The 22,116-nt window shown below is 70.9% G+C and carries 22 protein-coding genes; 13 read left to right on the top strand and 9 right to left on the bottom strand.

All coding sequences use genetic code 11. From position 1 onward, the window contains the following. Nucleotides 1-130 precede the first annotated feature (130 nt). The gene (locus ACZ4UU_RS31430; protein WP_471906770.1) at nucleotides 131-1,741 is read left to right on the top strand and encodes a serine/threonine protein kinase; all 1,611 of its coding nucleotides are present in this window, start codon (nucleotides 131-133) and stop codon (nucleotides 1,739-1,741) included. Here the strand turns inward: ACZ4UU_RS31430 and ACZ4UU_RS31425 are convergent, their stop codons facing one another. After that, nucleotides 1,742-3,178: a serine hydrolase domain-containing protein gene (locus tag ACZ4UU_RS31425; RefSeq protein ID WP_471906769.1), complete on the bottom strand. Its 1,437-nt coding sequence runs from the start codon at nucleotides 3,176-3,178 to the stop codon at nucleotides 1,742-1,744. A gap of 138 nt (nucleotides 3,179-3,316) precedes the next feature. Between ACZ4UU_RS31425 and ACZ4UU_RS31420 the strand changes: the two genes are divergently transcribed. Both ACZ4UU_RS31420 and ACZ4UU_RS31415 read left to right on the top strand, forming a co-directional pair. Then, nucleotides 3,317-4,288, top strand: coding sequence for an LLM class F420-dependent oxidoreductase (locus tag ACZ4UU_RS31420; protein ID WP_471906768.1), 972 nt, complete (start codon nucleotides 3,317-3,319; stop codon nucleotides 4,286-4,288). A 70-nt stretch (nucleotides 4,289-4,358) separates the two neighbouring features. Then, nucleotides 4,359-5,402: a hypothetical protein gene (locus ACZ4UU_RS31415; protein WP_471906767.1), complete on the top strand. Its 1,044-nt coding sequence runs from the start codon at nucleotides 4,359-4,361 to the stop codon at nucleotides 5,400-5,402. Between the two features lie 30 nt (nucleotides 5,403-5,432). Here ACZ4UU_RS31415 and ACZ4UU_RS31410 read toward each other — a convergent pair whose 3' ends face one another. Together ACZ4UU_RS31410 and ACZ4UU_RS31405 are read right to left on the bottom strand one after the other, a co-directional pair. Continuing rightward, complete coding sequence (locus ACZ4UU_RS31410; RefSeq protein ID WP_471906766.1) at nucleotides 5,433-5,915, bottom strand: DUF6328 family protein; 483 nt, start codon at nucleotides 5,913-5,915, stop codon at nucleotides 5,433-5,435. 82 nt (nucleotides 5,916-5,997) lie between these two features. After that, the gene (locus tag ACZ4UU_RS31405; protein ID WP_471906765.1) at nucleotides 5,998-6,981 is read right to left on the bottom strand and encodes an aldo/keto reductase; all 984 of its coding nucleotides are present in this window, start codon (nucleotides 6,979-6,981) and stop codon (nucleotides 5,998-6,000) included. A gap of 137 nt (nucleotides 6,982-7,118) precedes the next feature. Here ACZ4UU_RS31405 and ACZ4UU_RS31400 point away from each other — a divergent pair, with 137 nt between their 5' ends. After that, a complete protein-coding gene (locus ACZ4UU_RS31400; protein ID WP_471906764.1) occupies nucleotides 7,119-8,807 on the top strand; it encodes a cholesterol oxidase substrate-binding domain-containing protein in 1,689 nt (562 codons plus the stop codon). Nucleotides 8,808-8,814: 7 nt separating this feature from the next. Here the strand turns inward: ACZ4UU_RS31400 and ACZ4UU_RS31395 are convergent, their stop codons facing one another. Continuing rightward, nucleotides 8,815-10,032 carry an FAD-dependent monooxygenase gene (locus ACZ4UU_RS31395; RefSeq protein WP_471906763.1) on the bottom strand — a complete coding sequence of 406 codons (1,218 nt, stop codon included), beginning with the start codon at nucleotides 10,030-10,032 and terminating at the stop codon, nucleotides 8,815-8,817. A gap of 340 nt (nucleotides 10,033-10,372) precedes the next feature. Between ACZ4UU_RS31395 and melC1 the strand changes: the two genes are divergently transcribed. Continuing rightward, the gene (melC1, locus tag ACZ4UU_RS31390; protein ID WP_471906762.1) at nucleotides 10,373-10,744 is read left to right on the top strand and encodes an apotyrosinase chaperone MelC1; all 372 of its coding nucleotides are present in this window, start codon (nucleotides 10,373-10,375) and stop codon (nucleotides 10,742-10,744) included. Nucleotides 10,745-10,778: 34 nt separating this feature from the next. Beyond that, nucleotides 10,779-11,603: a tyrosinase MelC2 gene (melC2, locus tag ACZ4UU_RS31385; RefSeq protein ID WP_471906761.1), complete on the top strand. Its 825-nt coding sequence runs from the start codon at nucleotides 10,779-10,781 to the stop codon at nucleotides 11,601-11,603. 18 nt (nucleotides 11,604-11,621) lie between these two features. On the opposite strand, the gene ACZ4UU_RS31380 is transcribed toward melC2, so the two are convergent. Continuing rightward, nucleotides 11,622-12,302: a ribonuclease H family protein gene (locus ACZ4UU_RS31380; protein WP_471906760.1), complete on the bottom strand. Its 681-nt coding sequence runs from the start codon at nucleotides 12,300-12,302 to the stop codon at nucleotides 11,622-11,624. Nucleotides 12,303-12,349: 47 nt separating this feature from the next. Beyond that, nucleotides 12,350-13,153, bottom strand: coding sequence for a VOC family protein (locus ACZ4UU_RS31375; RefSeq protein ID WP_471906759.1), 804 nt, complete (start codon nucleotides 13,151-13,153; stop codon nucleotides 12,350-12,352). A 150-nt stretch (nucleotides 13,154-13,303) separates the two neighbouring features. On the opposite strand from ACZ4UU_RS31375, the gene ACZ4UU_RS31370 reads away from it, so the two are divergent. From ACZ4UU_RS31370 to ACZ4UU_RS31350, 5 genes are all read left to right on the top strand, one after another. After that, nucleotides 13,304-14,311 (top strand): zinc-binding alcohol dehydrogenase family protein, encoded by a 1,008-nt coding sequence (locus ACZ4UU_RS31370; protein WP_471906823.1) that lies wholly within the window; start codon nucleotides 13,304-13,306, stop codon nucleotides 14,309-14,311. Nucleotides 14,312-14,614: 303 nt separating this feature from the next. Then, on the top strand, nucleotides 14,615-16,051 hold the full coding sequence (locus ACZ4UU_RS31365; protein ID WP_471906758.1) for a family 2B encapsulin nanocompartment shell protein: 1,437 nt from the start codon (nucleotides 14,615-14,617) through the stop codon (nucleotides 16,049-16,051). A 16-nt stretch (nucleotides 16,052-16,067) separates the two neighbouring features. Further along, nucleotides 16,068-17,120, top strand: coding sequence for a family 2 encapsulin nanocompartment cargo protein terpene cyclase (locus ACZ4UU_RS31360; RefSeq protein WP_471906757.1), 1,053 nt, complete (start codon nucleotides 16,068-16,070; stop codon nucleotides 17,118-17,120). Nucleotides 17,121-17,170: 50 nt separating this feature from the next. Next, complete coding sequence (locus ACZ4UU_RS31355; RefSeq protein WP_471906756.1) at nucleotides 17,171-18,049, top strand: geranyl diphosphate 2-C-methyltransferase; 879 nt, start codon at nucleotides 17,171-17,173, stop codon at nucleotides 18,047-18,049. A 132-nt stretch (nucleotides 18,050-18,181) separates the two neighbouring features. Beyond that, entirely contained in the window at nucleotides 18,182-19,111 is a 930-nt protein-coding gene (locus ACZ4UU_RS31350) for an SGNH/GDSL hydrolase family protein (RefSeq protein WP_471906755.1), read from the top strand. 8 nt (nucleotides 19,112-19,119) lie between these two features. Here ACZ4UU_RS31350 and ACZ4UU_RS31345 read toward each other — a convergent pair whose 3' ends face one another. Further along, nucleotides 19,120-19,602, bottom strand: coding sequence for a VOC family protein (locus ACZ4UU_RS31345; protein WP_383452635.1), 483 nt, complete (start codon nucleotides 19,600-19,602; stop codon nucleotides 19,120-19,122). 169 nt (nucleotides 19,603-19,771) lie between these two features. Between ACZ4UU_RS31345 and ACZ4UU_RS31340 the strand changes: the two genes are divergently transcribed. Together ACZ4UU_RS31340 and ACZ4UU_RS31335 are read left to right on the top strand one after the other, a co-directional pair. After that, nucleotides 19,772-20,410, top strand: a complete 639-nt coding sequence (locus ACZ4UU_RS31340) for an ATP-dependent Clp protease proteolytic subunit (RefSeq protein WP_471906754.1) — start codon at nucleotides 19,772-19,774, stop codon at nucleotides 20,408-20,410. Between the two features lies 1 nt (nucleotide 20,411). Beyond that, nucleotides 20,412-21,014: a ClpP family protease gene (locus tag ACZ4UU_RS31335; protein WP_471906753.1), complete on the top strand. Its 603-nt coding sequence runs from the start codon at nucleotides 20,412-20,414 to the stop codon at nucleotides 21,012-21,014. 18 nt (nucleotides 21,015-21,032) lie between these two features. Here the strand turns inward: ACZ4UU_RS31335 and ACZ4UU_RS31330 are convergent, their stop codons facing one another. Further along, nucleotides 21,033-21,500 (bottom strand): helix-turn-helix domain-containing protein, encoded by a 468-nt coding sequence (locus ACZ4UU_RS31330; protein ID WP_471906752.1) that lies wholly within the window; start codon nucleotides 21,498-21,500, stop codon nucleotides 21,033-21,035. Between the two features lie 82 nt (nucleotides 21,501-21,582). Beyond that, a complete protein-coding gene (locus tag ACZ4UU_RS31325) occupies nucleotides 21,583-22,038 on the bottom strand; it encodes an ATP-binding protein (protein WP_471906751.1) in 456 nt (151 codons plus the stop codon). Nucleotides 22,039-22,116 lie beyond the last annotated feature (78 nt).

Genomic DNA, 22,116 nt, shown 5'->3' with positions numbered 1-22,116 from the left:
TTTCGCCAGGTTACTCGTGCGTCAGGAGCAAATGAAAAGAAACGCCCTTTGGTTGGGGATTTCGTTGAACGCTTCCCGTGACGCCTCTCGTACTTCCTGTGAGAAATGAGAGCCAGGGGTTCAACGAGGGATGGCCATGGTCAAGGCGCGCGTCTCCACAGCCGAGTTGGTCGCCGGAAGGTATCGGCTCGTCGATGTCGTCCATCGCGAGACGAATCGCGTCAGCTACTACGGCGAGGACACGGAGACCGGGCGTGCGTGCCTCCTCACCCAGATCGGGCTTCCCGACGACCCGAGCCCCGACGAAGGGCGTCGGGCCACCTCGCGCATCCTGCGCACCTCCGAGCGGATCGGACTGCTGCGCCCGGACTCGGTCGCCACGGTCGTGGACGCGATCGAGGAGGCCGGGAGCCTGTGGACCGTCACCGAGTGGATCGACGGCATCCCGCTCGGCGAACTCCTCGCCCAGCAGGGCCCGTTCAACCATGTGCGGGCCGCCCGCATCAGCCTCGAACTGCTCGACGTGCTGGAGGCCGCGCATGTCGCGGGCATCACGCACGGCGAGCTGAGCCCGGGCCAGGTGTTCGTGCGTGACGAGGGCCCGGTCGTGGTCACCGGCTTCGGGCTGGCCGGCGCGACCCTCGCACCGAGGGTCGCCGCACCGTCGTACGCCTCACCGGAACAGGCCCGTGACGAACGCATCGGCCCGGCGTCCGACCTGTGGGCGCTCGGCGCGATCCTCTACACGATGGTCGAGGGGCGCCCGCCGTACCGTGAACGTGACCGGCCCGAAGCCACGTTGAAGGGCGTGGACCGGCTTCCGCTGCGTGCCCCGGTGCGGTCCGGGCCGCTCACCCAGGCCGTGCAGGGGCTGCTGCGCAAGGACTCCCGGGAGCGGCTGAGCCGGCCCGCGGTCCGGGACGCGTTCGTCCGCGTCCTGAACGAGGTCCCCGAAACCCCGCTCCAGGCGGCGCCAAGGCTGCGGGGCCGACGTGTCGTGGCGCCCGGCTGGAGCAGACGTGCCATGGTCGTCGGCACCGCGCTGGCACTCGTCACGGTCGCGGCCGCGGTCCTCGTGGTGACCACCCAACGGCCCGACGACTCGAGTCCCTCGGCGGCGGACACCACGCCCGCCCCGTCCACCTCCGCGGGAGCGCAGACCGGGCCGTCCCCGACACCTACGCCTACGCCTACGCCTACGCCGAGCGCGTCCCCCACTCAGGAGGCGACAGAGCCGGAGAGGCCCACCGCCTCGCCCTCGGGCACGGCGGATCTGCCTCCCGGATACACGACGTACACGTCACCGGACGGATTCTCCGTCGCCCTGCCCGACGGCTGGACCGCGGTGCGCACCAAGCGGGCCGGGGACGTGGCGTACCGGGTGACCTTCGGCGCCGACGACGATCCGCGCAAGCTGGCGGTCACCTACAGCGAGGCTCTCGGTCCGGACCCCGTGGCCGTCTGGCGCGACGACGTCCAGCCCCTGCTGGAGGAGCAGGCCGGGTTCGAGCGGATCGGCGACATCGAGGCGACCACGTACCAGGGGTACAAGGCCGCCGACATGCAGTGGCTCTCCGAGAAGGACGGCACCCAGGTCCGTACCTTCGGCCGCGGCTTCCTCATCGAGGACCACCGCGGCTACTCCCTGCGCTGGACGACCCCGGAGGCCGACTGGGACGACCCCGACAACCGCGAGGCCCTCGACGTCGTGCTGCGGACCTTCAAGGTCTCGAAGGACTGATCACACCGACGCGCGCGGTGCGCACATCGCCCGCAGCGGCAGGCTGTGCAGCGGCTCCGTGCGCCAACGCGCCGTGAACGAACGGTCCTTGAGCGAGCAGGTCACGTCCAGGTGGTGCGGGGTCTCCAGGAAGGCGATGTCCACGACGAGGGTGTCGGCGTCGGTCCAGCCGCCGCTCACCGCGGTGGGCACGGGGCCCTCGTTGACGGTCCAGCCGGTGTCCCCGAACGGCAGCCGCAGCGGGTGACCGTCCTCGGTGAGCGTGACGGCCCAGCCGTCCGTGTCGCGTGCGAGGTCGATCGCGGTCAGCTTGGGCAGGTGCCCGCAGGCGCCGCCGTCCGGGGTGAACGCGGCGGCGGACCATGCCTCGGCGCCCTCGGGTGGTGCGGGATCGCCGGTGGCGGGCGGCAGCGCGAGGCCCGCCAGCCGCTCCGCCAGGGCCGCGTCCGCCGCCTCGGCGCCGGTGCGGGGTGCCGGCCGGAACGCGGGCACCAGATGCTCCCAGACCAGGTTCAGCAGGCCCTGCATGTTCAAGGTGTCCGCGGTCGTCGCGATCACGGCGTCCTGCTCGGGCAGCACCACGCAGAACTGCCCGTACGCGCCGTCACCGCGATAACCGTGCCGGGACATCCAGAACTTGAAGCCGTACCCCCGCTGCCAGTCCTCCCCGCCCATGACACCGGCGTTCGGAACCTGGGTGCGCGTGGCCTCGGCCACCCACCACTCGGGCAGCAGCCGCTCGCCCTCCCACACCCCGCCCCGCAGGTACAGCAGGCCGAGCCGGGCGAGCGCGTCGGTGGTGGCGTGCAGCCCGCTGAAGCCGAGCTCCCGGCCCCCGCGGTCGCTCAGCCACGCGATCTCGCCGATGCCGAGCGGGTCCAGCAGACGCGGCCGCAGATAGTCGGTCAGCGACTGGCCGCAGGCCCGCTGGACGATCGCGGACAGGGTGAAGGTGGCGGACTGGTTGTACGCGAAGACGGTCCCCGGATCGCGGGGCGGCGGGATCAGGAGGAAGCCGCGGACGAGGTCCTCGCGGTCGCGGCCGTGCGCCTCGAAGAAGGTGTCGCCCTCGTGACCGCTCGCCATGGACGCCACATGCCGTACGAGCATCGCGCGGCTGCGCGGATCGGTGATGTCGGCGTCGAACTCGGGGAAGTACGAGATCACCGGGTCGTCGAGCCGTATCAGCCCCTCGCCGGCGGCGATCCCCGCGGCGGTCGCGGTGAAGCTCTTGCTGATCGAGTACAGGAGATGAGGGCGCTCGGGGGTGTACGGCGCCCACCAGCCGGACGCGACGAGGCGGTCGTGCCGCAGGATCATCAGGCTGTGCGGCTCGATGTCGGGTGCGGCGTCGAGGGCGTCGAGGAAGGCGAGGACACCAAAGGCGTCGACGCCCTGGGCGGCGGGGGCGCTGGAGGGCAGCGGACGGACAGACATACGGGCATCCTCTCCCGATCCCCGGGCGGTTGCCGAGGGGCTTTCGCAGCCGGGAGCGAGGGGCCGTTCTGATCGGCCCTGCGGCTTCCCGTCCCCCGCGTACCGTTTTCACCACCCGTGTCCGGGGACTCGGCCCTCATGGTGCAGATCGGATACACGATGATGACCGAGCAGGCCGGCCCCCGTGAGCTGGTGGAACACTTGGTCCGCGCCGAGGAGGCGGGCTTCGACTTCTCCGTGACCTCGGACCACTACTTTCCGTGGCTGCGTTCGCAGGGTCACTCGCCGTACGCGTGGAGTGTGCTGGGCGCCGCCGCCCAGGCCACCTCGCGGATTCCGCTGATGACCTATGTGACGTGTCCGACGTTCCGCTACCACCCGGCCGTGGTCGCGCAGAAGGCGGCCACGCTGCAGCTGCTGTCGGAGGGCCGGTTCCGGCTGGGGCTCGGCTCGGGCGAGAACCTCAACGAGCATGTCGTGGGCGGTGGTTGGCCGGCCGTGGACGTGCGGCACGAGATGCTTCAGGAGGCGGTGGAGATCATCCGGGCGCTGTTCGAGGGCGGACATGTGAACCGTCGCGGCCCGCACTTCGACGTGGAGTGGGCCCGGCTGTGGGACCTTCCGGACCAGCCGCCGCCCATCGGCATCGCCGTCTCCGGGGACCAGTCGTGCGAGCTCGCGGGCAAGCTCGGCGACCTGGTGATCGCCACGGAGCCCAAGGCCGAGCTGCTGGCGGCGTTCGACCGGCACGGCGGCGCGGGCAAACCGCGCGTGGGTCAACTGCCGGTCTGTTTCGACCCCGACCGGGACACCGCGATCAAGCGCGCGCACTCCCAGTTCCGCTGGTTCGCCGGCGGCTGGAAGGTCAACGCGGAGCTGCCCCACCCGGACTCCTTCGAGGCGGCGACCCAGTTCGTCACCCCGGACGACGTCGCCGACTCGATCCCGTGCGGCGACGACCCGGACGCCTTCGTCGAGGCCGTGCGCCCGTATGCCGAGGCGGGTTTCACCGAGATCGCCCTGGTGCAGATCGGCGGCGACACACAGGTGCCGTACATCGACTGGGCGGAGAAGACGCTGCTGCCGGCGCTGCGGGACGCGCTCGGCTGACCGGGCGGGTGCCATAAGCTGCCGGTCCGCACTTCTGCCGTCCGCGCAGCCCTCAACAGGAGAGTCTTCCGTGACACTGGCGTTCGTCCCGCCCGAGACGTCCCCCTCGCCCCAGGCCCCGCTGTCCGACCTCGTCGCCCGTGACGCCCGTGAGTTCGGCGTCTACGCGCGGACCGGAGGATGGGCCTTCGGCCTGATGGTGGCGCGCAGCGTGCGGCCCGGTGGGCAGGGCGCGGGCGAGACGCCGAAGGTGTCGGCGAAGGAGTTCGCCGAACTCGCCGGCTGCTCCCCCGACCGCGTGATGCGCTACTACAAGGCCTGGGACCGGGCCGCCGACGACGGTCTCGTCCCGCACTTCGAGGCGCTCGCCCCGGGCCAGGAGGTGGAGCTGCCCGACGCCGACGTGTGGCTCGGCTACTACGTCTCCCGCAACAGCGCGACGTCCGAGCGGGGCACCGCCATCTCCGAGGCCGCCGAGGCCGAGGGAATCCGCCCGACGAAGGCCCTGGAGGTCGCCGAGAACCCGACGGCGCTGCGTGCCGCGATCCTCGCCGACCCCTCGACCGCCCGCGCGGCCCGCCAGGCGCTGCTGGACCGGGTCCGCGAGGACCCGGACCTGCAGGCCGAGTTGGCGCGGGACGTCGTACGCACCGACGATCTGAAGAAGGCCGTCGCGACGGAGAGCCGCGCGGCGGACCGGATCGGTTACGTGCGTCAGATCGCCGAGTCCGGCCAGATCAGGACCCCGGCCGGGCAGACCGTCGACGCTCCGGTCGACGTGCGCCAGGAGGCCGAGCGGCATCTGTCGCTCATCGAGGAGCTGGAGGACGACGAGGACACCGGCGAGTGGGCCACCGAGGCCTACGACACCATGAAGACCCTCGTCGCCGAGAGCGTGGAGGCCGACCCGGAGCTGCGGGTGCAGGAGCGGCGGACGAAGTTCTACAGCAGCCTTCAGAAGGCGACGAAGGTCTTCGAGGAGCTGACCTTCGACGATGTGCAGGAGTACGTCGAGGACGACATGGTGCAGCGGCTGGAGGAGCTCCAGCGGGCCATCTCCACATGCATCACGGCGCTGCGCGGAGCGCAGGGCGGCGCGGCGCGGGAGCGGTAGCCCCGCTCACGTCTCGTCTCGCGCCGTCGCTCACTCCGAGTAGCGGCGGCGCGTCCACATCGGCAGGACGAACCAACACAGCAGGTACCAGACGACCACGCCGGTGACGAGCCAGGGGACGTAGCCGTCGTGGGTGGCGACCCTGAGGATCAGCAGGAGCGAGGACGCCGTGGTGGCGAGGAGCAGGATCAGACCGACGAAGGTCAGCCGGGAGGCCCACGTCACGGCCTGCGGCTTGATGCGCCGCCCGGACACCAGACGGTGCAGGGAGACCGGGCCGATCATGGCTCCGGTGGCTGTGGCGCCCAGGACGACCGTCACGATGTAGATCGTCTGGTCCGTATCGCCCAGCGTGGCGTACTTCGGGGTGAAGACGACCGTGAGCAGGAAGCCGAACAGGATCTGAACGCCCATCTGGGCCACGCGGAGCTCTTGGAGGAGCTCACCCCACATGCGGTCGGCCCGCTCGTCCTCGCTCTCGTCGCGGCCGGTCCGTCTTGCCTTCTCCGTCATGCGGGACGGGTAACCCCGACCTTGAACGCTCAAACGAGAAGGCTCCGGGAGCAGCGGCGTGCCGCTACCGGAGCCCACGCGGCTACCAGCGGGCCTCCACCTGGTCCTTGATCCGCCGGTCGTAGAGGTCCCGGACGGCAGCCAGCGTGTCCGCGGACAGCTCCGGCAGCGCGGCGGCGGCCGCGTTGGCTCGGGCCTGCTCGGGCGAGCGGGCGCCGGGGATCACGGTCGTCACGCCGGGCTGCTGGATGATCCAGCGCAGCGCCAGCTGGGCGGGGGTGAAGCCCTCGGGGGCGAGGGCGGCGAACTCGACGGCCGCCTCGACACCCGAGTCGTAGTCGACGCCGGAGAAGGTCTCGCCCTGGTCGAAGGACTCGCCGTGCCGGTTGTAGGTGCGGTGGTCGTTCGCGGGGAAGACGGTGTCCTTGGTGTACTTGCCCGACAGCAGGCCGGAGGCGAGCGGCACGCGCGCGATGATGCCGACGCCCGCCTTCTCGGCGGCGGGCAGCACCTCGCGCAGCGGCTTCATGCGGAACGGGTTGAGGATGATCTGCACACTGGCCACGCCCGGCCGGGCGATCGCGGTCAGCGCCTCCTCGCAGGTCTCCACACTGACGCCGTAGTGGGCGATGCGCTCCTCCGCGACCAGTGTGTCCAGGGCGTCGAACACCTCGTCCGTCGAGTAGACGGGCGTCGGCGGGCAGTGCAGCTGGACCAGGTCGATGCGGTCCACGCCGAGGTTGCGCCGCGAGCGGTCGTTCCAGGCGCGGAAGTTGTCGAGAACGTAGTTCTCGGGGATCTGGTCGACACGGCGGCCCATCTTGGTCGCCACGAAGACGTCCAGGTCCGGCCTGCCGCGCAGGAAGGCGGCGATGGTCTGCTCGCTGCGCCCGTCGCCGTACACGTCGGCCGTGTCGAAGAAGGTCACCCCCGACTCGACGGCCGCCTCCAGCACCGCCAGGGCTTCCTTGTCGTCGACGTCTCCCCAGTCGGCGCCCAGCTGCCACGTCCCCAGACCGACGACGGATGCCCGCTGACCCGACCTACCGATTACACGCTCGTCCATGGCGTCAGTGTGTCATTGGTCGTCCACCTGCGCGGAACGGGCCCCTCCGCGCCGTTACCTGTGAATCCGTCACTCACAGGGGTGAATCGGATCGACAGGCCCGCGGTGACTGTCAAGCCGGTCTCTAGCGTGACCCCGTGAACGACGACTTCAGCCGCAGGGGCTTCCTCCGCGCCGCCGCCCTGGCGGCCGCACCGACTCTTCTCCCGGCGGATCCGGCCCTCGCCGCCCAGGAGTTGCCGGACTTCCCGACGGACGTGGCGCTGTACCGCTCGGCGTATCGCAACTGGGTCGGCGAGATCACCGCCGACGGGCTGTGGGCCTGCGCTCCGGACGGCCCGGCCGAAGTACTGGCCGTCGTCAACTGGGCCTGGCGGTACGGCAGGAGAGTCCGCGCCCGGGGTTCCTCGCACGGCTGGTCACCGCTGACGATCACGCCGGACACGACGTCCGACGCGCCGGTCCTCCTCGTCGACACCGCCTCCCGACTCACCGGCCTCTCCCTGGAGTCGCCGACCTCGGTGCGCGCCGGCGCCGGTGTCACCCTGGAGGCCCTGCTCACCTATCTGGAGGAGCACGGCCTCGGCGTCACCGCCGCACCCGCGCCCGGCAACCTCACGCTCGGCGGCGCCCTGGCCATCGACGCGCACGGCACGGCCGTACCGGCACGGGGCGAGCGGCGGCTGCCCGGGCACACGTACGGCTCGCTGAGCAATCTCGTGCTGTCGCTGACGGCCGTCGTCTGGGACGAGAGCGCCGGCGCGTACGTGCTGCGGAGCTTCGACCGTGCCGAGGCGGACTGCGCCGCCCTGCTCACCCATCTGGGCCGCGCCCTGGTCACCGAGGTGGTGCTGCGGGTGGGCGCGAACAGCAACCTGCGGTGTGTCAGCCGTACGGACATCCCCGCCGGCGAGCTCTTCGCCGCACCCGGTGACGAAGGACGCACTCTCGCGAGCTTCCTCGACCGGGCCGGGCGCGTCGAGGCGATCTGGTTCGCCTTCACCGACTTCCCGTGGCTGAAGGTGTGGAGCGTCTCCCCCACCCGGCCGCTGACCTCGCGGCATGTGCGGACGCCGTACAACTACCCGTTCTCCGACAGCGTTCCGACCCCGGTCGCGGAGCTGGTCGGGCGGATGGTGTCGGACGGGGCCTGGTATCTGGCGCCGGTGCTGGGCAACGTGCAGTACGACGTGGCCGCGCTCGGGCTGGTGGCGACGCTGTCGGCGGACATCTGGGGGCCGTCCAGGAACACGTTGCTGTATCTGCGGCCGACGACGCTGAGGATCGGCACGAACGGCTACGCGGTGCTGACCGGCAGGGCCCAGGTGCAGCGTGTGGTCGCCGAGTTCACCGCCTTCTACCGGGAACGGCTCTCGGCGTACGCCGACCGGGGGCAGTTCCCGGTCAACGGGTCGGTGGAGATCCGGGTGACGGGGCTCGACGATCCGGCGGACGTCGGCGTGGACGGGGCGCGGACCCCGTTGCTGTCGGCCCTCGCGCCGCGCGATGACCGGCCCGAGTGGGACACCGCCGTCTGGCTGAACATCCTGACGCTGCCCGGCACCCCGCACGCGGAGGCGTTCCTCAGCCAGATGGAGCGGTTCCTGCTGCGCACCTTCGACGGCGAGTACGCCATGACGCGGGTCGAGTGGTCGAAGGGCTGGGCCTACAGGCGGGACGCCGCCTGGAGCGACGGCCAGGTGCTGGGCGCGGTCGTGCCCAGCACCTTCGGGGAGGACGGGTGGAGCGAGGTTGCCACCGCCCTGGACCGCCTCGACCCGCACGGTGTGTTCGGCAACGCCTTCCTCGACCGGCTGTTCCGGTGAGGCCTGGTCAGTCGCGGGAGGCCAGGGTCCTGGCGTGCACGGTGCGCGCGACCTTCACGCCGATCCACTGCTTGAGCCGCCGCCAGGCCTGCGACTGTCCGGCCGCCCGGTCGAGCCGGTAGTACAGCTGCGGCGGGACATAGGGCAGCAGGGGCGAGTGGCGCTGGCCGAGCAGGGCGAACATCTGCTGCGGGGGCAGATGGATGTAGCGGGGCAGGTTCTCGTACCAGCGGGCGCTGTAGTGGGCCGCGCTCTGGATGGCCAGCAGTTCCTGCTGGCGCCGCTGTTGGTAGTGGGCGAGGGCCTGCGGGAGGGCGGTGTGCTCGTGCAGCGCTCCGGCGAGGGCGGCGGCGTCCTCCACGGCGAGGGTGGTGCCGGCGCCGATGGAGTAGTGGGTGGTGTGGGCGGCGTCGCCCAGCAGGACGAGGTTGTCGCGGTACCAGATGCGGTTGGTCAGGGTGCGGAAGGTCTGCCACTGCGCCTTGCCCTCGGCGCCGGAGCGGCCCATGAGGGGGTGGCCGTCGAGAACACCGGCGAAGACCTTTTCCAGCACGGTCAGGGCTTCGGCCTCGGACGCGGTGTCGAAGCCGAGGCCGGTCCAGGTCTCGGGAGCGCACTCGACGACGAAGGTGCCGGCGTCGGGGCCGCAGCCGTAGCCGTAGCACCAGATCCAGCCGTGGCCGGACTCGACGAAGGAGAAGGTGAAGGCCTCGAAGTTCTTGCTGGTGCCGAGCCAGATGTAGCGGTTGCGGCCGGCCCTGCTCTCCGTACCGAAGTGGTCGGCGTAGCGGGTGCGCAGAGCGCTGTGGACGCCGTCGCTCGCCACGACCAGGTCGGCGGCGGGCAGGTTCCCCGGCGTGATCTCCTGCTCGAACTTCAGCCGTACGTCCAGTGCGCGGGCGCGTTCGGCGAGGATCTCCAGCAGCCGGTGGCGGCCGATGCCGTATCCCGCGTCGCCGGGTCTGCGGGTCGTGCGGCCCCGGACGTGGGCGACGCCCTCGCTCCAGCGGACCGAGCTCTCCTCGATGGTGCGGGCGGACACGGGGTCGTGTTCGCACAGTCTGTCGAGCAGTCCGCGCCAGTACGTGACGCCCCAGCCGTAGGTGGAGCCTTCCGGGCTGCGTTCGTACACGGTGATGTCGTGGGACGGATCCCGCAGCTTCAGCAGGATCGAGAGATACAGGCCGGCGGGCCCGCCACCGACGCAGGCGACCTTCACGCGCACCCCTAGAAATGGTCTAAAACGGTCATATCACCCCGCAGGGTAGCAAGGCGGGGCCCTCTGACCGCGGCATTCGGGATCGCGCCAGTTTCGACCGGTGAGACAGACCACTCGCACCCCGCCCGTCCGCGAAGGATCACCGCGAACGCGTTCCCCAGGGGAAGGAATTCCCCCTTCCGGCATCCGCGAGGGGCCCTCACGGCAAGATCATCTTCGTTCAAGTCTGCACGACATGTAGGCACTTGTCCGGATCGCGGCCAACCACTCCCGAACGATTTCTCCCGCTCTCGTCCGGCCCGGTAGGCATGCGGAGTCGTCAACCGAACGAACCCAGGAGGTCCGCATGCCGGAACTCAGCCGTCGCCGCGCGCTCACCGCCGCGGCCGTCCTCGCCACCGCCGCCGGTGTCCCGGCGGTCACCGCCCGCACCGCGTCCGCCGCCGGACCCGAACACCACGCCCTGCCGTCCTTCGACGAGGTCTACAGGGGCCGCCGGATACACGGTGGGCCGTCCTCCGGGGGCGGCCACCACCATCACGGTGGCGGATACGCGGTGTTCGTCGACGGGGTGGAGCTGCATGTGATGCGCAACGCCGACGGCAGCTGGATCAGCGTCGTCAGCCACTACGACCCGGTCCCCACCCCGCGTGCCGCGGCCCGTGCCGCCGTGGACGAGCTACAGGGCGCCGAGCTGCTGCCCTTCCCCGCCAACTGACCCACCCCACCCGCACCTTGGAGCACGCTCTACCATGACCGTCCGCAAGAACCAGGCCCTGCTCACCGCCGACGAGAAGCGCCGATTCGTCGCCGCCCTTCTGGAGCTGAAGCGCAGCGGCCGCTACGACGCGTTCGTCACCACGCACAACGCCTTCATCGTCGGTGACACCGACAACGGGGAGCGCGTCGGCCACCGTTCACCGTCCTTCCTGCCCTGGCACCGCAGATTCCTGCTGGAGTTCGAGCATGCCTTGCAGGAGGTGGACGCCTCGGTGGCGCTGCCGTACTGGGACTGGAGCACCGACCGTTCCATACGGTCCTCGCTGTGGGCGCCCGACTTCCTCGGGGGCACCGGGCGCAGCCGCGACGGACAGGTGATGGACGGGCCGTTCGCGGCGTCGGCCGGCGACTGGCCGATCAACGTACGGGTCGACGGCCGTACGTTTCTGCGCCGCTCGCTCGGCACCGCCGTTCGGGAGTTGCCGACCCGGGCCGAGGTGGAGTCCGTGCTCGCCATGCCGGTGTACGACATGGCTCCCTGGAACAGCGGGTCGGACGGCTTCCGCAACCACCTCGAAGGGTGGCGCGGCGTCAACCTGCACAACCGGGTCCATGTCTGGGTCGGCGGACAGATGGCGACCGGCGTGTCGCCGAACGACCCGGTGTTCTGGCTGCACCACGCCTACATCGACAAGCTGTGGGCGGACTGGCAGCGCCGGCACCCCGGCTCCGGATATGTGCCGGCCGCCGGGACACCGAACGTGATCGACATCAACGACACGATGAAGCCCTGGAACGACGTGCGCCCGGCCGACCTGCTGGACCACACCGCGCACTACACGTTCGACGCGGCCTGAGTCCCGTCGGGCTCATCGTCAGACCTCCGCGGTACGGCACTCCGGGTGGCCCCAGCCCTGGGGGTTCTTGGCGATGGGCTCGCCCGCCGCGTAGCCGCGCCCGCACACGCAGCGGCCGGGGAACTTGGCCTTGATGGTGCGCGAGGAGCTGCCGTTCTTCCGGGGCGCCGCCGCCTTGCGGCGGGGGGCCTTGGCCGACGGGGTGTCCGGGGAGGGCGGCGGCTCCGGGGAGCCGAGGCCGCTGCCGGCGGGCTCCTGCACGACGGCGGCCTGGCTGGCGGCGCGGTCGGCGAAGTCGTTGAGCGCGTCGCCGTCGACCTGGTGGGCGGGAACGTAGCGGAACTCGACGGTGCGGCCGTCGAGCAGTTCGTCGATGCGCACGACCAGGTCCTGGTTGGCGACCGGCTTGCCGGCCGACGTCTTCCAGCCGTTGCGCTTCCAGCCGGGCAGCCAGGTGGTGACGGCCTTCATGGCGTACTGCGAGTCCATGCGGATCTCCAGCGGTACGCCGGGGTCGGTCGCCGCGAGCAGGCGCTCCAGCGCGGTGAGTTCCGCGACGTTGTTGGTGGCCCTGCCGAGCGGCCCCGCCTCCCAGCGGGCCGGGGTCTCCGTCTCGTCGGCGATGACCCAGGCCCAGGCCGCGGGCCCGGGGTTTCCCTTCGAAGCCCCGTCGCACGCGGCCACAACACGTTCAAGCATGTGCCGATCATGCCATGGGCGGGCCGGGCGCCCGGTCGGGGAGTCGGTCAGGAGACGTCAGTGAGCTCCGGCATGTCGCCCTCGGTGGTGCTGGTGTCGATCACCGAGAAGTTCGCGCCCTGGGGGTCGCTCAGCGCGGCGAACCGGCCGAACGGGCTGCTCATCGGGCCGAAGCGCAGGACGGCGCCGAGCTTGGTGGCCTTGGCGACGGCGTCGTCGCAGTCGGGGACGTTGAAGTAGACGTTGATGTAGGGCGGGACCTCGGGCGGGAAGTCGTCGGTCATCCTCATCCGGCCCAGGGCCATGGTCTCGCCGCCGAGGGTGTAGAGCCGGAAGTCGATCGCGTCGTCCTGCATCTGCCGCTGGCCGTAGCCGAAGACGGCGGGGAAGAAGGTGTCGGACTTCTCCGGGGCGCGGGTGAAGATCTCCGCCCAGCAGAAGGCGCCGGGTTCCCGCATGTCCGCGTCGAAGCCCTCGTGGGTGCCGCCCTGCCACACCCCGAAGACGACACCGCCGGGGTCGCGGGCCAGGCACATGCTGCCGAAGTCGCCGACCGCCATCGGCTCCATCAGGATCTCGCCGCCGTTCTCACGGATCCTGGCGGCGGTGGCGGCGACGTCGGGGGACGCGAGGTAGAGGCACCACTGCGACTGGCCCTCCTGGCCCGGCATGGGCGGGACGACCGCGGCCGCCGCCTTGCCGCCCGCGTAGGCCTGCGTGTAGTTGCCGTACTCCGACGACTCCTCGCCGAACGTCCAGCCGAGGACGTCGCCGTAGAAGCTCTTGGCCCCCTCGACGTCGGTGAACATCGCGTCGGCCCAGACGGGGGTTCCTTCAGGTTTCACGGCCATGGCTGGGGCCCTCTCCCGGATCGGTGAGTTGTCCGGATTCTTACGCTAGTCACCGGGGAGGCGGGTCGCGCGCCGAATGCCCGGTTCCGTTCCAGACTGGGGAGGGACGCGACCGGTCGGCTGACGGGACACGGTATGGCGGACGGGACGATGCGCGCGTGGTCGGTGGTCGAGCCGGGGCCGCTCGGGGCGGGCCCGCTGCGGCTGGTGGAGCGGCCGGTTCCGGTACCGGGGGACGACGAGCTGCTGGTGCGGGTGCGGACGTGCGGGGTGTGCCGCACGGATCTGCATGTCACCGAGGGTGATCTGCCGGTGCACCGGCCGGGGGTGACGCCCGGGCACGAGGTCGTCGGCGTGGTCGCGGGGTGCGGGGCGGCGGTGCACGGCTTCGACGGCGGGGAGCGGGTCGGGGTGGCCTGGCTGCGGCGGACCGACGGGTCCTGCGGCTACTGCGCGCGGGGCGCTGAGAACCTGTGCCCGGCCTCGGCGTACACGGGCTGGGACGCCGACGGGGGATACGCCGAGTACACGACCGTGCCGGCCGCGTTCGCCTACCGGCTGCCGGAGGGGCTGGACGACGTGTCGTGCGCGCCGCTGCTGTGCGCCGGGATCATCGGGCATCGCGCGCTGCGACGGTCGGCGCTTCCTCCCGACGGGCGGCTCGGGCTGTACGGCTTCGGGGGCAGCGCTCACCTGTGTGCGCAGGTGGCGATGGCCGAGGGCGCCACCGTGCACGTCCTCACGCGCGGGGCGGCCGCGCGGCGGCTCGCGCTCGAACTGGGTGCCGCCTCGGCCCGGGGCCCGTACGAGACGCCGCCGGAGCCACTCGACAGCGCGATCCTGTTCGCGCCGGCCGGCGAGCTGGTCCCGGTGGCCTTGCGGGCCCTCGACCGGGGCGGAACGCTGGCGGTCGCCGGCATCCACCTCACCGACGTCCCCGCGCTGCGCTACGACAGCGAGCTCTTCTACGAGAAGCAGCTGCGCAGCGTCACCTCCAACACCCGCGAGGACGGCCGGGAGTTCCTGTCGCTCGCCGCCGAACACTCCGTGCGCGCCACCACGCACACCTATCCGATGTCGCGGGCCGACGAGGCGCTGCGGGATCTCGCGGCAGGGCGCTTCGACGGGGCCGCAGTGCTGGTGAACGATCTGTCCTGAGGCTCGCCCGCGCCCCTCGCGCCCGCACGTCGAGGCGAACGCGACCGGCGCGAGAGAACGGGCGCGTGTGCCCTCTGCTTCCAGGGGGTGTTTGCACCACCCAGCTGATCAAACCGCCCCCTTCGCGCCGTACCGGGCCCACCACCTGCGCTGTTTGGCTTGTCCCTGCGGCGCGTACGGCTCACCCGTGCCAGAAGGCACACCTCGTCACGCGCCCAGAGGTTGTCGTCGTCATCACCCGTCAGTCCACTCGTCGTCACCGATCACTTCGCTCACTCCTGATCACCCTCCAGGGAGAGATACGTGTCCGTACCCGAGAGCGTCACCGGACCCGCAGCCGAGGACCCGGCCCCCGCAGCCGACGGACAACTCACCAGTCTCAGCACCCACGCGGCACGCCAGCTCACGACGACCACCAAGTCCGAACCGCAGATGCAGGCCATCTCTTCGCGATGGCTGCTCAAGATGCTGCCGTGGGTGGACGTCAAAGGCGGCACCTACCGGGTCAACCGGCGTCTCCAGCTGCGCGTGGGACGCGGCCGGGTGCAGTTCGAGCAGAACGGCGCCTACGACATCAAGGTCATCCCGCAGACGCTCACCGAACTCCCGGTGCTGCGCGGCTACTCCGACATCGACGTCCTGAAGGAGATCGCGACCCGTTTCCGGGTGCGCGAGGTGCGGGCCGGCCAGGTCCTGGTCGAGGCCGGGCAGCCGGTCACCGAGGCCTATCTCGTCGTGCACGGCCGGTTCACCCGCTTCGCCGAGGGCAAGTACGGCGAGGAGGAGATCCTCGGGGTCGTCACCGACGGCGACCAGATCGGCGACGAGGCCATCGGCCAGCCGGACCCGCTGTGGCTCAGCTCGGTGCGGGCCGAGACGGCGGGCGTGCTCCTGGCCCTCCCCTGGGCCGTGGTCACGGAGTTCACCGACCGGGTGCCGTCCCTGGCGGCGCACCTGGAGGCGTACGCCGAACGCCAGAACCTGCCCATGAACCGCAAGGGCGAGGCCGACGTCCCGGTCCAGGCCGGCCATGTCGGCGAGCCGACCATCAACGGGGGCTACGTCGACTACGAACTCGCACCGCGCGAGTACGAGTTGTCCCTCACCCAGACGGTCCTGCGGGTCCACACCAGGGTCGCGGACCTCTTCAACGACCCGATGAACCAGACCGAGCAGCAGCTCCGACTGATCGTCGAGGAGATCCGCGAACGCCAGGAGTGGGAGCTGGTCAACAACCGGGAGTTCGGGCTGCTGCACAACGCGGACTACGGGCAGCGCATCCCGACCTTCACGGGTCCGCCGACCCCGGACGACATGGACGAACTGCTGTCCATGCGCCGCAAGACCAAGCTGTTCATCGCCCATCCGAAAGCCATCGCGGCCTTCTTCCGGCAGTGCAACCGGCGCGGCCTGGTGCCCGGCACCGCGAACGTCGACGGGCACGAGATCCCCGCCTGGCGCGGTGTCCCGATCTTCCCGTGCAACAAGATCCCGATCAGCCCGCAGCACACCAGCAGCATCATCGCGCTGCGCACCGGCGAGGGCGACCAGGGCGCCATCGGGCTGTACCAGACGGGGATCCCGGAGGAGTACCAGCCGGGTCTGAACGTGCGGTTCATGGGCATCGACACCAACTCGATCATCCGCTACCTCGTCACCGCCTACTACTCGATGGCGATCCTCGTGCCCGACGCGGTCGGGATCCTGGAGAACGCCCAGATCGGCCGGACGGCCGAGTGACCGCGTGGAGCGCCCGATGAGCACGTCCTCCGCCGGCTTCACCATGCCGGGACCGCCGAACATCGCGAGCACGCTCCGCACCCAGCGGCGCGGCGGGGCGATTCCGGGCCTGCGGTACCGGCAGGTCGCGCCCGCCGACCCCGAGAAGGCCGCGGAGGTCGACCGCAGACTGGAGGACTGGGCCCGGCGCCTCGATCTGTTCCCCGAGGCGTGGCAGGGCGACTTCTCGGGGTTCCAGTTCGGGCGGGCCGTGGTGCTGCAGCATCCTCAGGCGCTGGATCTGGAGCGGCTGACTGTCGCCGGCGAGTTGCTGCTCGCCGAGAACGTCGTCGACTCCTGCTACTGCGAGGAGGACGAGGGCCGCGGCGGGTCGCGGCGGGGCCTCGGGGGTCCGCTGATCCTGGCCCAGTCGGCGCTCGACCCGTTCCACGGGATTCCCGAGCTGGAGGAGGAGTGGCGGGAGGGCGTGCGGGCCGACGGGCCGTTGCGTTCGTACCACTTCGCCCTCCAGGACTACGCCGCCTTCGCCACGCCGAGCCAGACCGACCGTTTCGTCCACGACATCGCCCGGCTGCATCTGGGCTATCTCGCGGAGGCCGCCTGGATGGAGACCCGGTACCTCCCGCAGGTCTGGGAGTACCTGGTGATGCGGCAGTTCAACAACTTCCGGCCCTGTCTGTCGATCGTGGACGCCGTGGACGGCTACGAGCTGCCCGAGCCGGTGTACGCCCGCCCCGAGATCCAGCGGGTCACGGCGCTCGCCTGCAACGCCACCACGATCGTCAACGACCTCTACTCCTTCACCAAGGAACTCGCGAGCGACCCCGACCATCTGAACCTGCCCCAGGTCATCGCCCGCAACGAGCGCTGCGGTCTCAAGGCGGCCTATCTGAAGGCCGTTCAGATCCACAACCGGATCATGGAGGCGTTCGAGGAGGAGTCGGCCGTGCTGTCGGCCACCTCACCGCTCGTCGAGCGCTATGTCCGCGGCCTGTCCGACTGGGTGGCCGGCAACCACGAGTGGCACGCCACCAACAGCCACCGCTATCACCTGCCCAACTACTGGTAAAGCGCGATCGAATGACAGAGCGTCACAAGCACCAGCACGAGGAGTCTCAGTTGACCATCGCCCCCGAAGCCGGCACCAAGGCGGTCCAGGTGCCGACCCAGTCGACGTACCAGACCCGTGTCGCGGACTACTGGAACGCCGAGGAGAACCCGGTCAACCTCGAACTCGGAAAGCTCGACGATCTCTACCACCATCACTACGGCATCGGCGCCGCCGACCGGTCCGTGCTCGACGAACCCGACCCCGAGCTGCGGCGGGAGCGCATCACCACCGAACTGCACCGGCTGGAGCACGCCCAGGCCGAGCTCCTCGCCGATCATCTCGGACCCCTGACCCCCACCGACCGCGTCTTCGACGCCGGCTGCGGGCGCGGCGGCGGCAGTGTCACGGCGCATCTGCGCTACGGCTGCCACGCCGACGGCGTGACCATCTCGGAGAAGCAGGCCGAGTTCGCCAACGCGCAGGCCCGCAAGCGGGGCATCGACGGCCGGGTGCGCTACCACCACCGCAACATGCTGGACACTGGGCTGCCGTCCGGGGCGTACGCGGCGTCCTGGAACAACGAGTCGACCATGTACGTCGAGCTCGACCTGCTGTTCGCCGAGCACGCCCGGCTGCTGCGCCGCGGCGGCCGCTATGTGACGATCACCGGCTGCTACAACGACACCTACGGGCGGGCCTCCCGCGAGGTGTCCCTCATCAACGCGCACTACATCTGCGACATCCATGCCCGCTCGGAGTACTTCCGCGCCATGGCCCGCAACCGGCTCGTCCCGGTCCATGTGGAGGACCTCACCGAAGCGACCATCCCTTACTGGGAGTTGCGCAGCGAGGCCGATCACCTGGTGACGGGCATCGAGGAGACGTTCCTGAACGCGTACCGCAACGGCAGCTTCCAGTATCTGCTGATCGCTGCGGACCGCGTCTGAACGACCCGTCTGCGCACGACCGTCGGACTCGCGTCGGCCATGGTGTTCCGTGGCCGACGCGGGTCTTCCGCCCGCGGCCCGGCTGTGCTTGCCTGGGGAACCTTTTTCGGTGCCCGGGGCGGGAGTTGCCGTATGCGGAAGCCGTGGATCGTGGGAGTGGGCCTGCTGATGGCCGCCGTGCTGCTCGGCGCGTGCGGGGACCCGGCGTCCGGGCCGCAGTCCGCGCCGCCCCCGGACCTGCCGCGGCCGTCGGTCACGACGCAGCAGCGGGCGTCCGCCTCGCCGAGCACGGGCACGGGCACGGGCGCGGGCACGGGCACGGACGTTTCTGCGAAGGCGCCCAACGTGCTGTACCTGGGCGACTCGCTCGCCATGGAGGCGCAGAAGGTGCTCGGGCAGGAGCTGCGCCGGGGCCTGCGGGCCACGTACAGCAGCGCCCCGTACTCGGGAACCACCCTGTGCGACTACCTGGAGGGCACGGGCGAGCGGTCCCTCGTGCCGGTCGCGGACAAGGCGGCCACTCTGGTGCGCCGGCTGCGGCCGGACTTCGTGGTGCTCCAGTTCTGGGGCAACGCGTGGGGCTATACGCCGTGCATGGACGGGATCACCTACGACGCCTCGCCCGAGAAGTACTTCGCGCGGTACGCGGCCGACATGGACCGGCTCGCCGACCAGATCGCCGCCGCCGGTGACGCCCGGATCGTCTGGGTGCTCCAGGGCCCGGACCCGATCACTCCCGACCGGGTCCGGCGCGTCAACGCCCTCTACGAGAAGCGGGCCGCCGCCTCGGGCGACCTGGTCGCCGACGCCGGCCGGGCGGTGAGTGCGGCCGGGGCGCGCTACTCCTGGGTGCGGGACCTGCCGTGCACGGCGTACGAGCGCGCCCACGACGGGTACTGCACCCAGCCGGACCGCGACCGTACGGCCCTGCACCGCGACGACGACTACCTGCACTTCTGCCTGGCGCCCACGACGTCCACGCCGAAGCCCTGCCCGGTCCGCTCCCCCGGGATCCTGCGGATCGCCCTGGAGATCACCCGGGCGATCCGCGAGAACCCGTAGGGCACAGGTCACTCGCCCGCGTAGGCCTTGTCCAGGGCGGCGATGTCGAACTTGTGCATCGCCATGAACGCCTTGGTCACGCGGGCCGCCTTCTCCGGGTCCGGGTCGGTGACCATCGCGTCGAGCCGGTCGGGGACGACCTGCCAGGAGACGCCGAACCGGTCCTTGAGCCAGCCGCACGGGCCGGGCTCGCCGCCGTTCTCGGTGAGCTTGGCCCAGTAGTAGTCGATCTCCTCCTGGTTCTCGCAGAAGATCATGAACGAGGTCGCCTCGGTGAACTTGAACTGGGGGCCGCCGTTGAGCCCGAGGAACCGGTGGCCGTTGGCCGTGAACTCGACGGTCATCACGCTGCCGGCGGGCTGCATCGCGCCCTCGGGGTAGCGCGCCACCTTGCCGACGCTGGAGTTCTTGAAGATCGAGACGTAGAAATGGGCGGCCTCCTCGGCCTGGCCGTCGAACCAGAGACACGTGGTGAAACCGTCGGATGCCATGAGTACCTCCTGGGCGAGCGGAACGCTGTCACCTGTGTCGACCGATCCTCGCCCCGGAACTCATCGCTCTGCCCGTGGCGAATCTGCCAGGGGCAGAGAATCAGCCTTCCGGCCTCTTCCGCGGTCAAGAGTGGAGTCGACGGCATCCGCGCCACGACGAGGAGAACCGATGACACCACTGACCACGCTCGCTCCGCGGGCGCAGGAGGGCGACACCCCGCCCACCCGCTTCGACGACCAGCTCGCGTCCCAGCTGCTGGCCCAGCGCATCGTCCTGCTGGGCACCCAGGTCGACGAGGTCTCGGCGAACCGGGTCTGCGCCCAGCTGCTGATCCTGTCCGCGGAGGACCCGCGCACCGACATCGCCCTGTACATCAACAGCCCCGGCGGCTCGGTGCACGCGGGGCTCGCCATCTACGACACGATGCGGCTGATCCCGAACGACGTCTCGACGCTCGCCATGGGCTTCGCGGCCAGCATGGGCCAGTTCCTGCTGAGCGTGGGCGCCGGGGGCAAGCGGTACGCGCTGCCGAACGCGCGGATCATGATGCACCAGCCGTCGGCGGGCATCGGCGGGACCACCGCGGACATCGAGATCCAGGCGGACAACCTGGAGTTCACTAAGCGGACCATCGAGCGGATCACCGCGGAGCACACCGGCCAGAGTCCGGAGACCATCTCCCGGGACGGGGACCGAGACCGCTGGTTCACGGCCGAGGAGGCCAGGGAGTACGGCATGGTGGACCGGGTGGTGGAGTCCCTCGCGGACGTCCGCCCGGCTTCCTCCCGACGACGGATGGGGCTGTGACATGGGGAGCTACACGATTCCGAACGTCGTCGAGCGCACCCCGCAGGGCGAGCGGTCCTACGACGTGTTCAGCCGGCTGCTGTCGGAGCGGATCATCTTCCTCGGCACGGAGATCGACGACGGCGTCGCCAACGTCGTCATCGCGCAACTGCTCCACCTGGAGTCGGCGTCGCCGGAGAGCGAGGTCGCGATCTACATCAACTCTCCCGGCGGCTCGTTCACTTCGCTCATGGCGATCTACGACACCATGACGTACGTGCAGGCGCCGATCTCCACGTTCTGCGTGGGCCAGGCGGCGTCCACCGCGGCCGTACTGCTGGCCGGAGGGGATCCGGGGCGCCGGTTCGTGCTGGAGCACGCGCGGGTGCTGCTGGGGCAGCCGGCCAGCGGCGGGCGCCAGGGCACGGTCTCCGATCTCGCCCTCCAGGCCAAGGAGATGGTCCGGATCCGCGCCCAGGTCGAGGAGGTGCTGGCCCGGCACACGCACCACGACATCGCGACGCTGCGCGCGGACATGGACCGCGACAAGGTGTTCACCGCGCAGGAGGCGGTGGCGTACGGGCTGGCCGACGAGGTGGTGAGCCGGCGCCTCGTGCGGGTCTGAGGCGCCGGCGCGTCGCCCTCAGGCCGCCAGGCACATCCCGTCGTACGACGAACCGGTCCTGGCCCGGCCGGCGCGGCTGCCGCCCGGCACCTGGCGGCTGGTGAGCCGGACCAACTCGCCCTGCGCCAGCGACAGCAGGTCGCCGAGGCCGAGGCCGAGGGCGTGGGCGGCGGCCGCGAGGACCTCCGAGGAGGCCTCCTTGCGGCCGCGCTCGACCTCCGAGAGGTACGGCATGGAGATGCGGGCGGCGTCGGCCACGTCCTTGAGGGTGCGTTCCTGGGCGAGCCGCTCACGGCGCAGGACGTCGCCGACGAGGTCGCGCCACAGGGGTTCCCTGGCCACGGGGCCGGGCCGTGGGGAGGCGGGCGGCGCGGGTGCGGGCGGCGGCGTGGCCACGGGGGTGGTCGGCGCGTGGGCGGCCGGTGGGCGGGCGGCCGGTGGGCGCAACGGAATGACGCGGGCTTCGTTCGGCGCTTGATTGCTCACTTTCCCAGCCTATGAGCGGGGGACGCGAGGGGAAGGGATCAGCGTTCCGCCCTGGGGGAAATCGCGGTCCGGGCCCGGCCCGTCACGCGTCGCTCAGCGCCAGCACCGCGCGCACCAGCTTGCCGACCGGCACGCGCTCGACGACGACCTCGGCGGCGAGCGCGTGGACTATCTCCAGGCCGTGCCGGCCGACGCGTTCGGGATCCTTGGGGTAGCGGCGGGGCAGGGCGGCGCTGCTGTCGTACACGCAGACCGTCACCGCGTCGTCGGTGCCCTCCAGGTCCAGGATGTACGGGCCGTTGCTGTGCCGGTCGGCGTTGGTGACCAGCTCGCTGACCACGAGGAGCACCTTGTCCTCGGCGGGCTGTGCGATGGTGGCGCACCACTCGGTCCTGAGCCGGCCGAGGAAGAGCGCGGCGAAGGACCGTGCCTCGGCGATGCATCCCGGTTCGCCGCTGTAGTGCGCCGCCCGCCGTAGCGGTTCCACGGGCACGTCGAAACCAGTCGGAATCACTGCCCCGTCCACGTGCTCGATCATGCGTTTCTCTCTCGGAAGCCGGACTGGCCGGACACTGCTGCACCAGTCCTCGTACCCAGAGCGGAGCCGCGCAGTCAC

Source organism: Streptomyces sp. NPDC028907 (assembly GCF_055564995.1).
This window is presented reverse-complemented; position numbering and strand designations above follow the sequence as displayed.

Bases quoted from the DNA above. Each gene is read 5' to 3' on its own strand.
- ACZ4UU_RS31345 (WP_383452635.1), bottom strand. From the start codon at position 19,602: ATGGCATCCGACGGTTTCACCACGTGTCTCTGGTTCGACGGCCAGGCC.
- melC1 (WP_471906762.1), top strand. From the start codon at position 10,373: ATGCCGGAACTCAGCCGTCGCCGCGCGCTCACCGCCGCGGCCGTCCTC.
- ACZ4UU_RS31375 (WP_471906759.1), bottom strand. From the start codon at position 13,153: ATGGCCGTGAAACCTGAAGGAACCCCCGTCTGGGCCGACGCGATGTTC.
- ACZ4UU_RS31370 (WP_471906823.1), top strand. From the start codon at position 13,304: ATGCGCGCGTGGTCGGTGGTCGAGCCGGGGCCGCTCGGGGCGGGCCCG.
- ACZ4UU_RS31420 (WP_471906768.1), top strand. From the start codon at position 3,317: ATGGTGCAGATCGGATACACGATGATGACCGAGCAGGCCGGCCCCCGT.
- ACZ4UU_RS31425 (WP_471906769.1), bottom strand. From the start codon at position 3,178: ATGTCTGTCCGTCCGCTGCCCTCCAGCGCCCCCGCCGCCCAGGGCGTC.
- ACZ4UU_RS31350 (WP_471906755.1), top strand. From the start codon at position 18,182: ATGCGGAAGCCGTGGATCGTGGGAGTGGGCCTGCTGATGGCCGCCGTG.
- ACZ4UU_RS31360 (WP_471906757.1), top strand. From the start codon at position 16,068: ATGAGCACGTCCTCCGCCGGCTTCACCATGCCGGGACCGCCGAACATC.
- ACZ4UU_RS31430 (WP_471906770.1), top strand. From the start codon at position 131: ATGGCCATGGTCAAGGCGCGCGTCTCCACAGCCGAGTTGGTCGCCGGA.
- ACZ4UU_RS31335 (WP_471906753.1), top strand. From the start codon at position 20,412: ATGGGGAGCTACACGATTCCGAACGTCGTCGAGCGCACCCCGCAGGGC.
- ACZ4UU_RS31340 (WP_471906754.1), top strand. From the start codon at position 19,772: ATGACACCACTGACCACGCTCGCTCCGCGGGCGCAGGAGGGCGACACC.
- ACZ4UU_RS31405 (WP_471906765.1), bottom strand. From the start codon at position 6,981: ATGGACGAGCGTGTAATCGGTAGGTCGGGTCAGCGGGCATCCGTCGTC.
- melC2 (WP_471906761.1), top strand. From the start codon at position 10,779: ATGACCGTCCGCAAGAACCAGGCCCTGCTCACCGCCGACGAGAAGCGC.
- ACZ4UU_RS31410 (WP_471906766.1), bottom strand. From the start codon at position 5,915: ATGACGGAGAAGGCAAGACGGACCGGCCGCGACGAGAGCGAGGACGAG.
- ACZ4UU_RS31325 (WP_471906751.1), bottom strand. From the start codon at position 22,038: ATGATCGAGCACGTGGACGGGGCAGTGATTCCGACTGGTTTCGACGTG.
- ACZ4UU_RS31380 (WP_471906760.1), bottom strand. From the start codon at position 12,302: ATGCTTGAACGTGTTGTGGCCGCGTGCGACGGGGCTTCGAAGGGAAAC.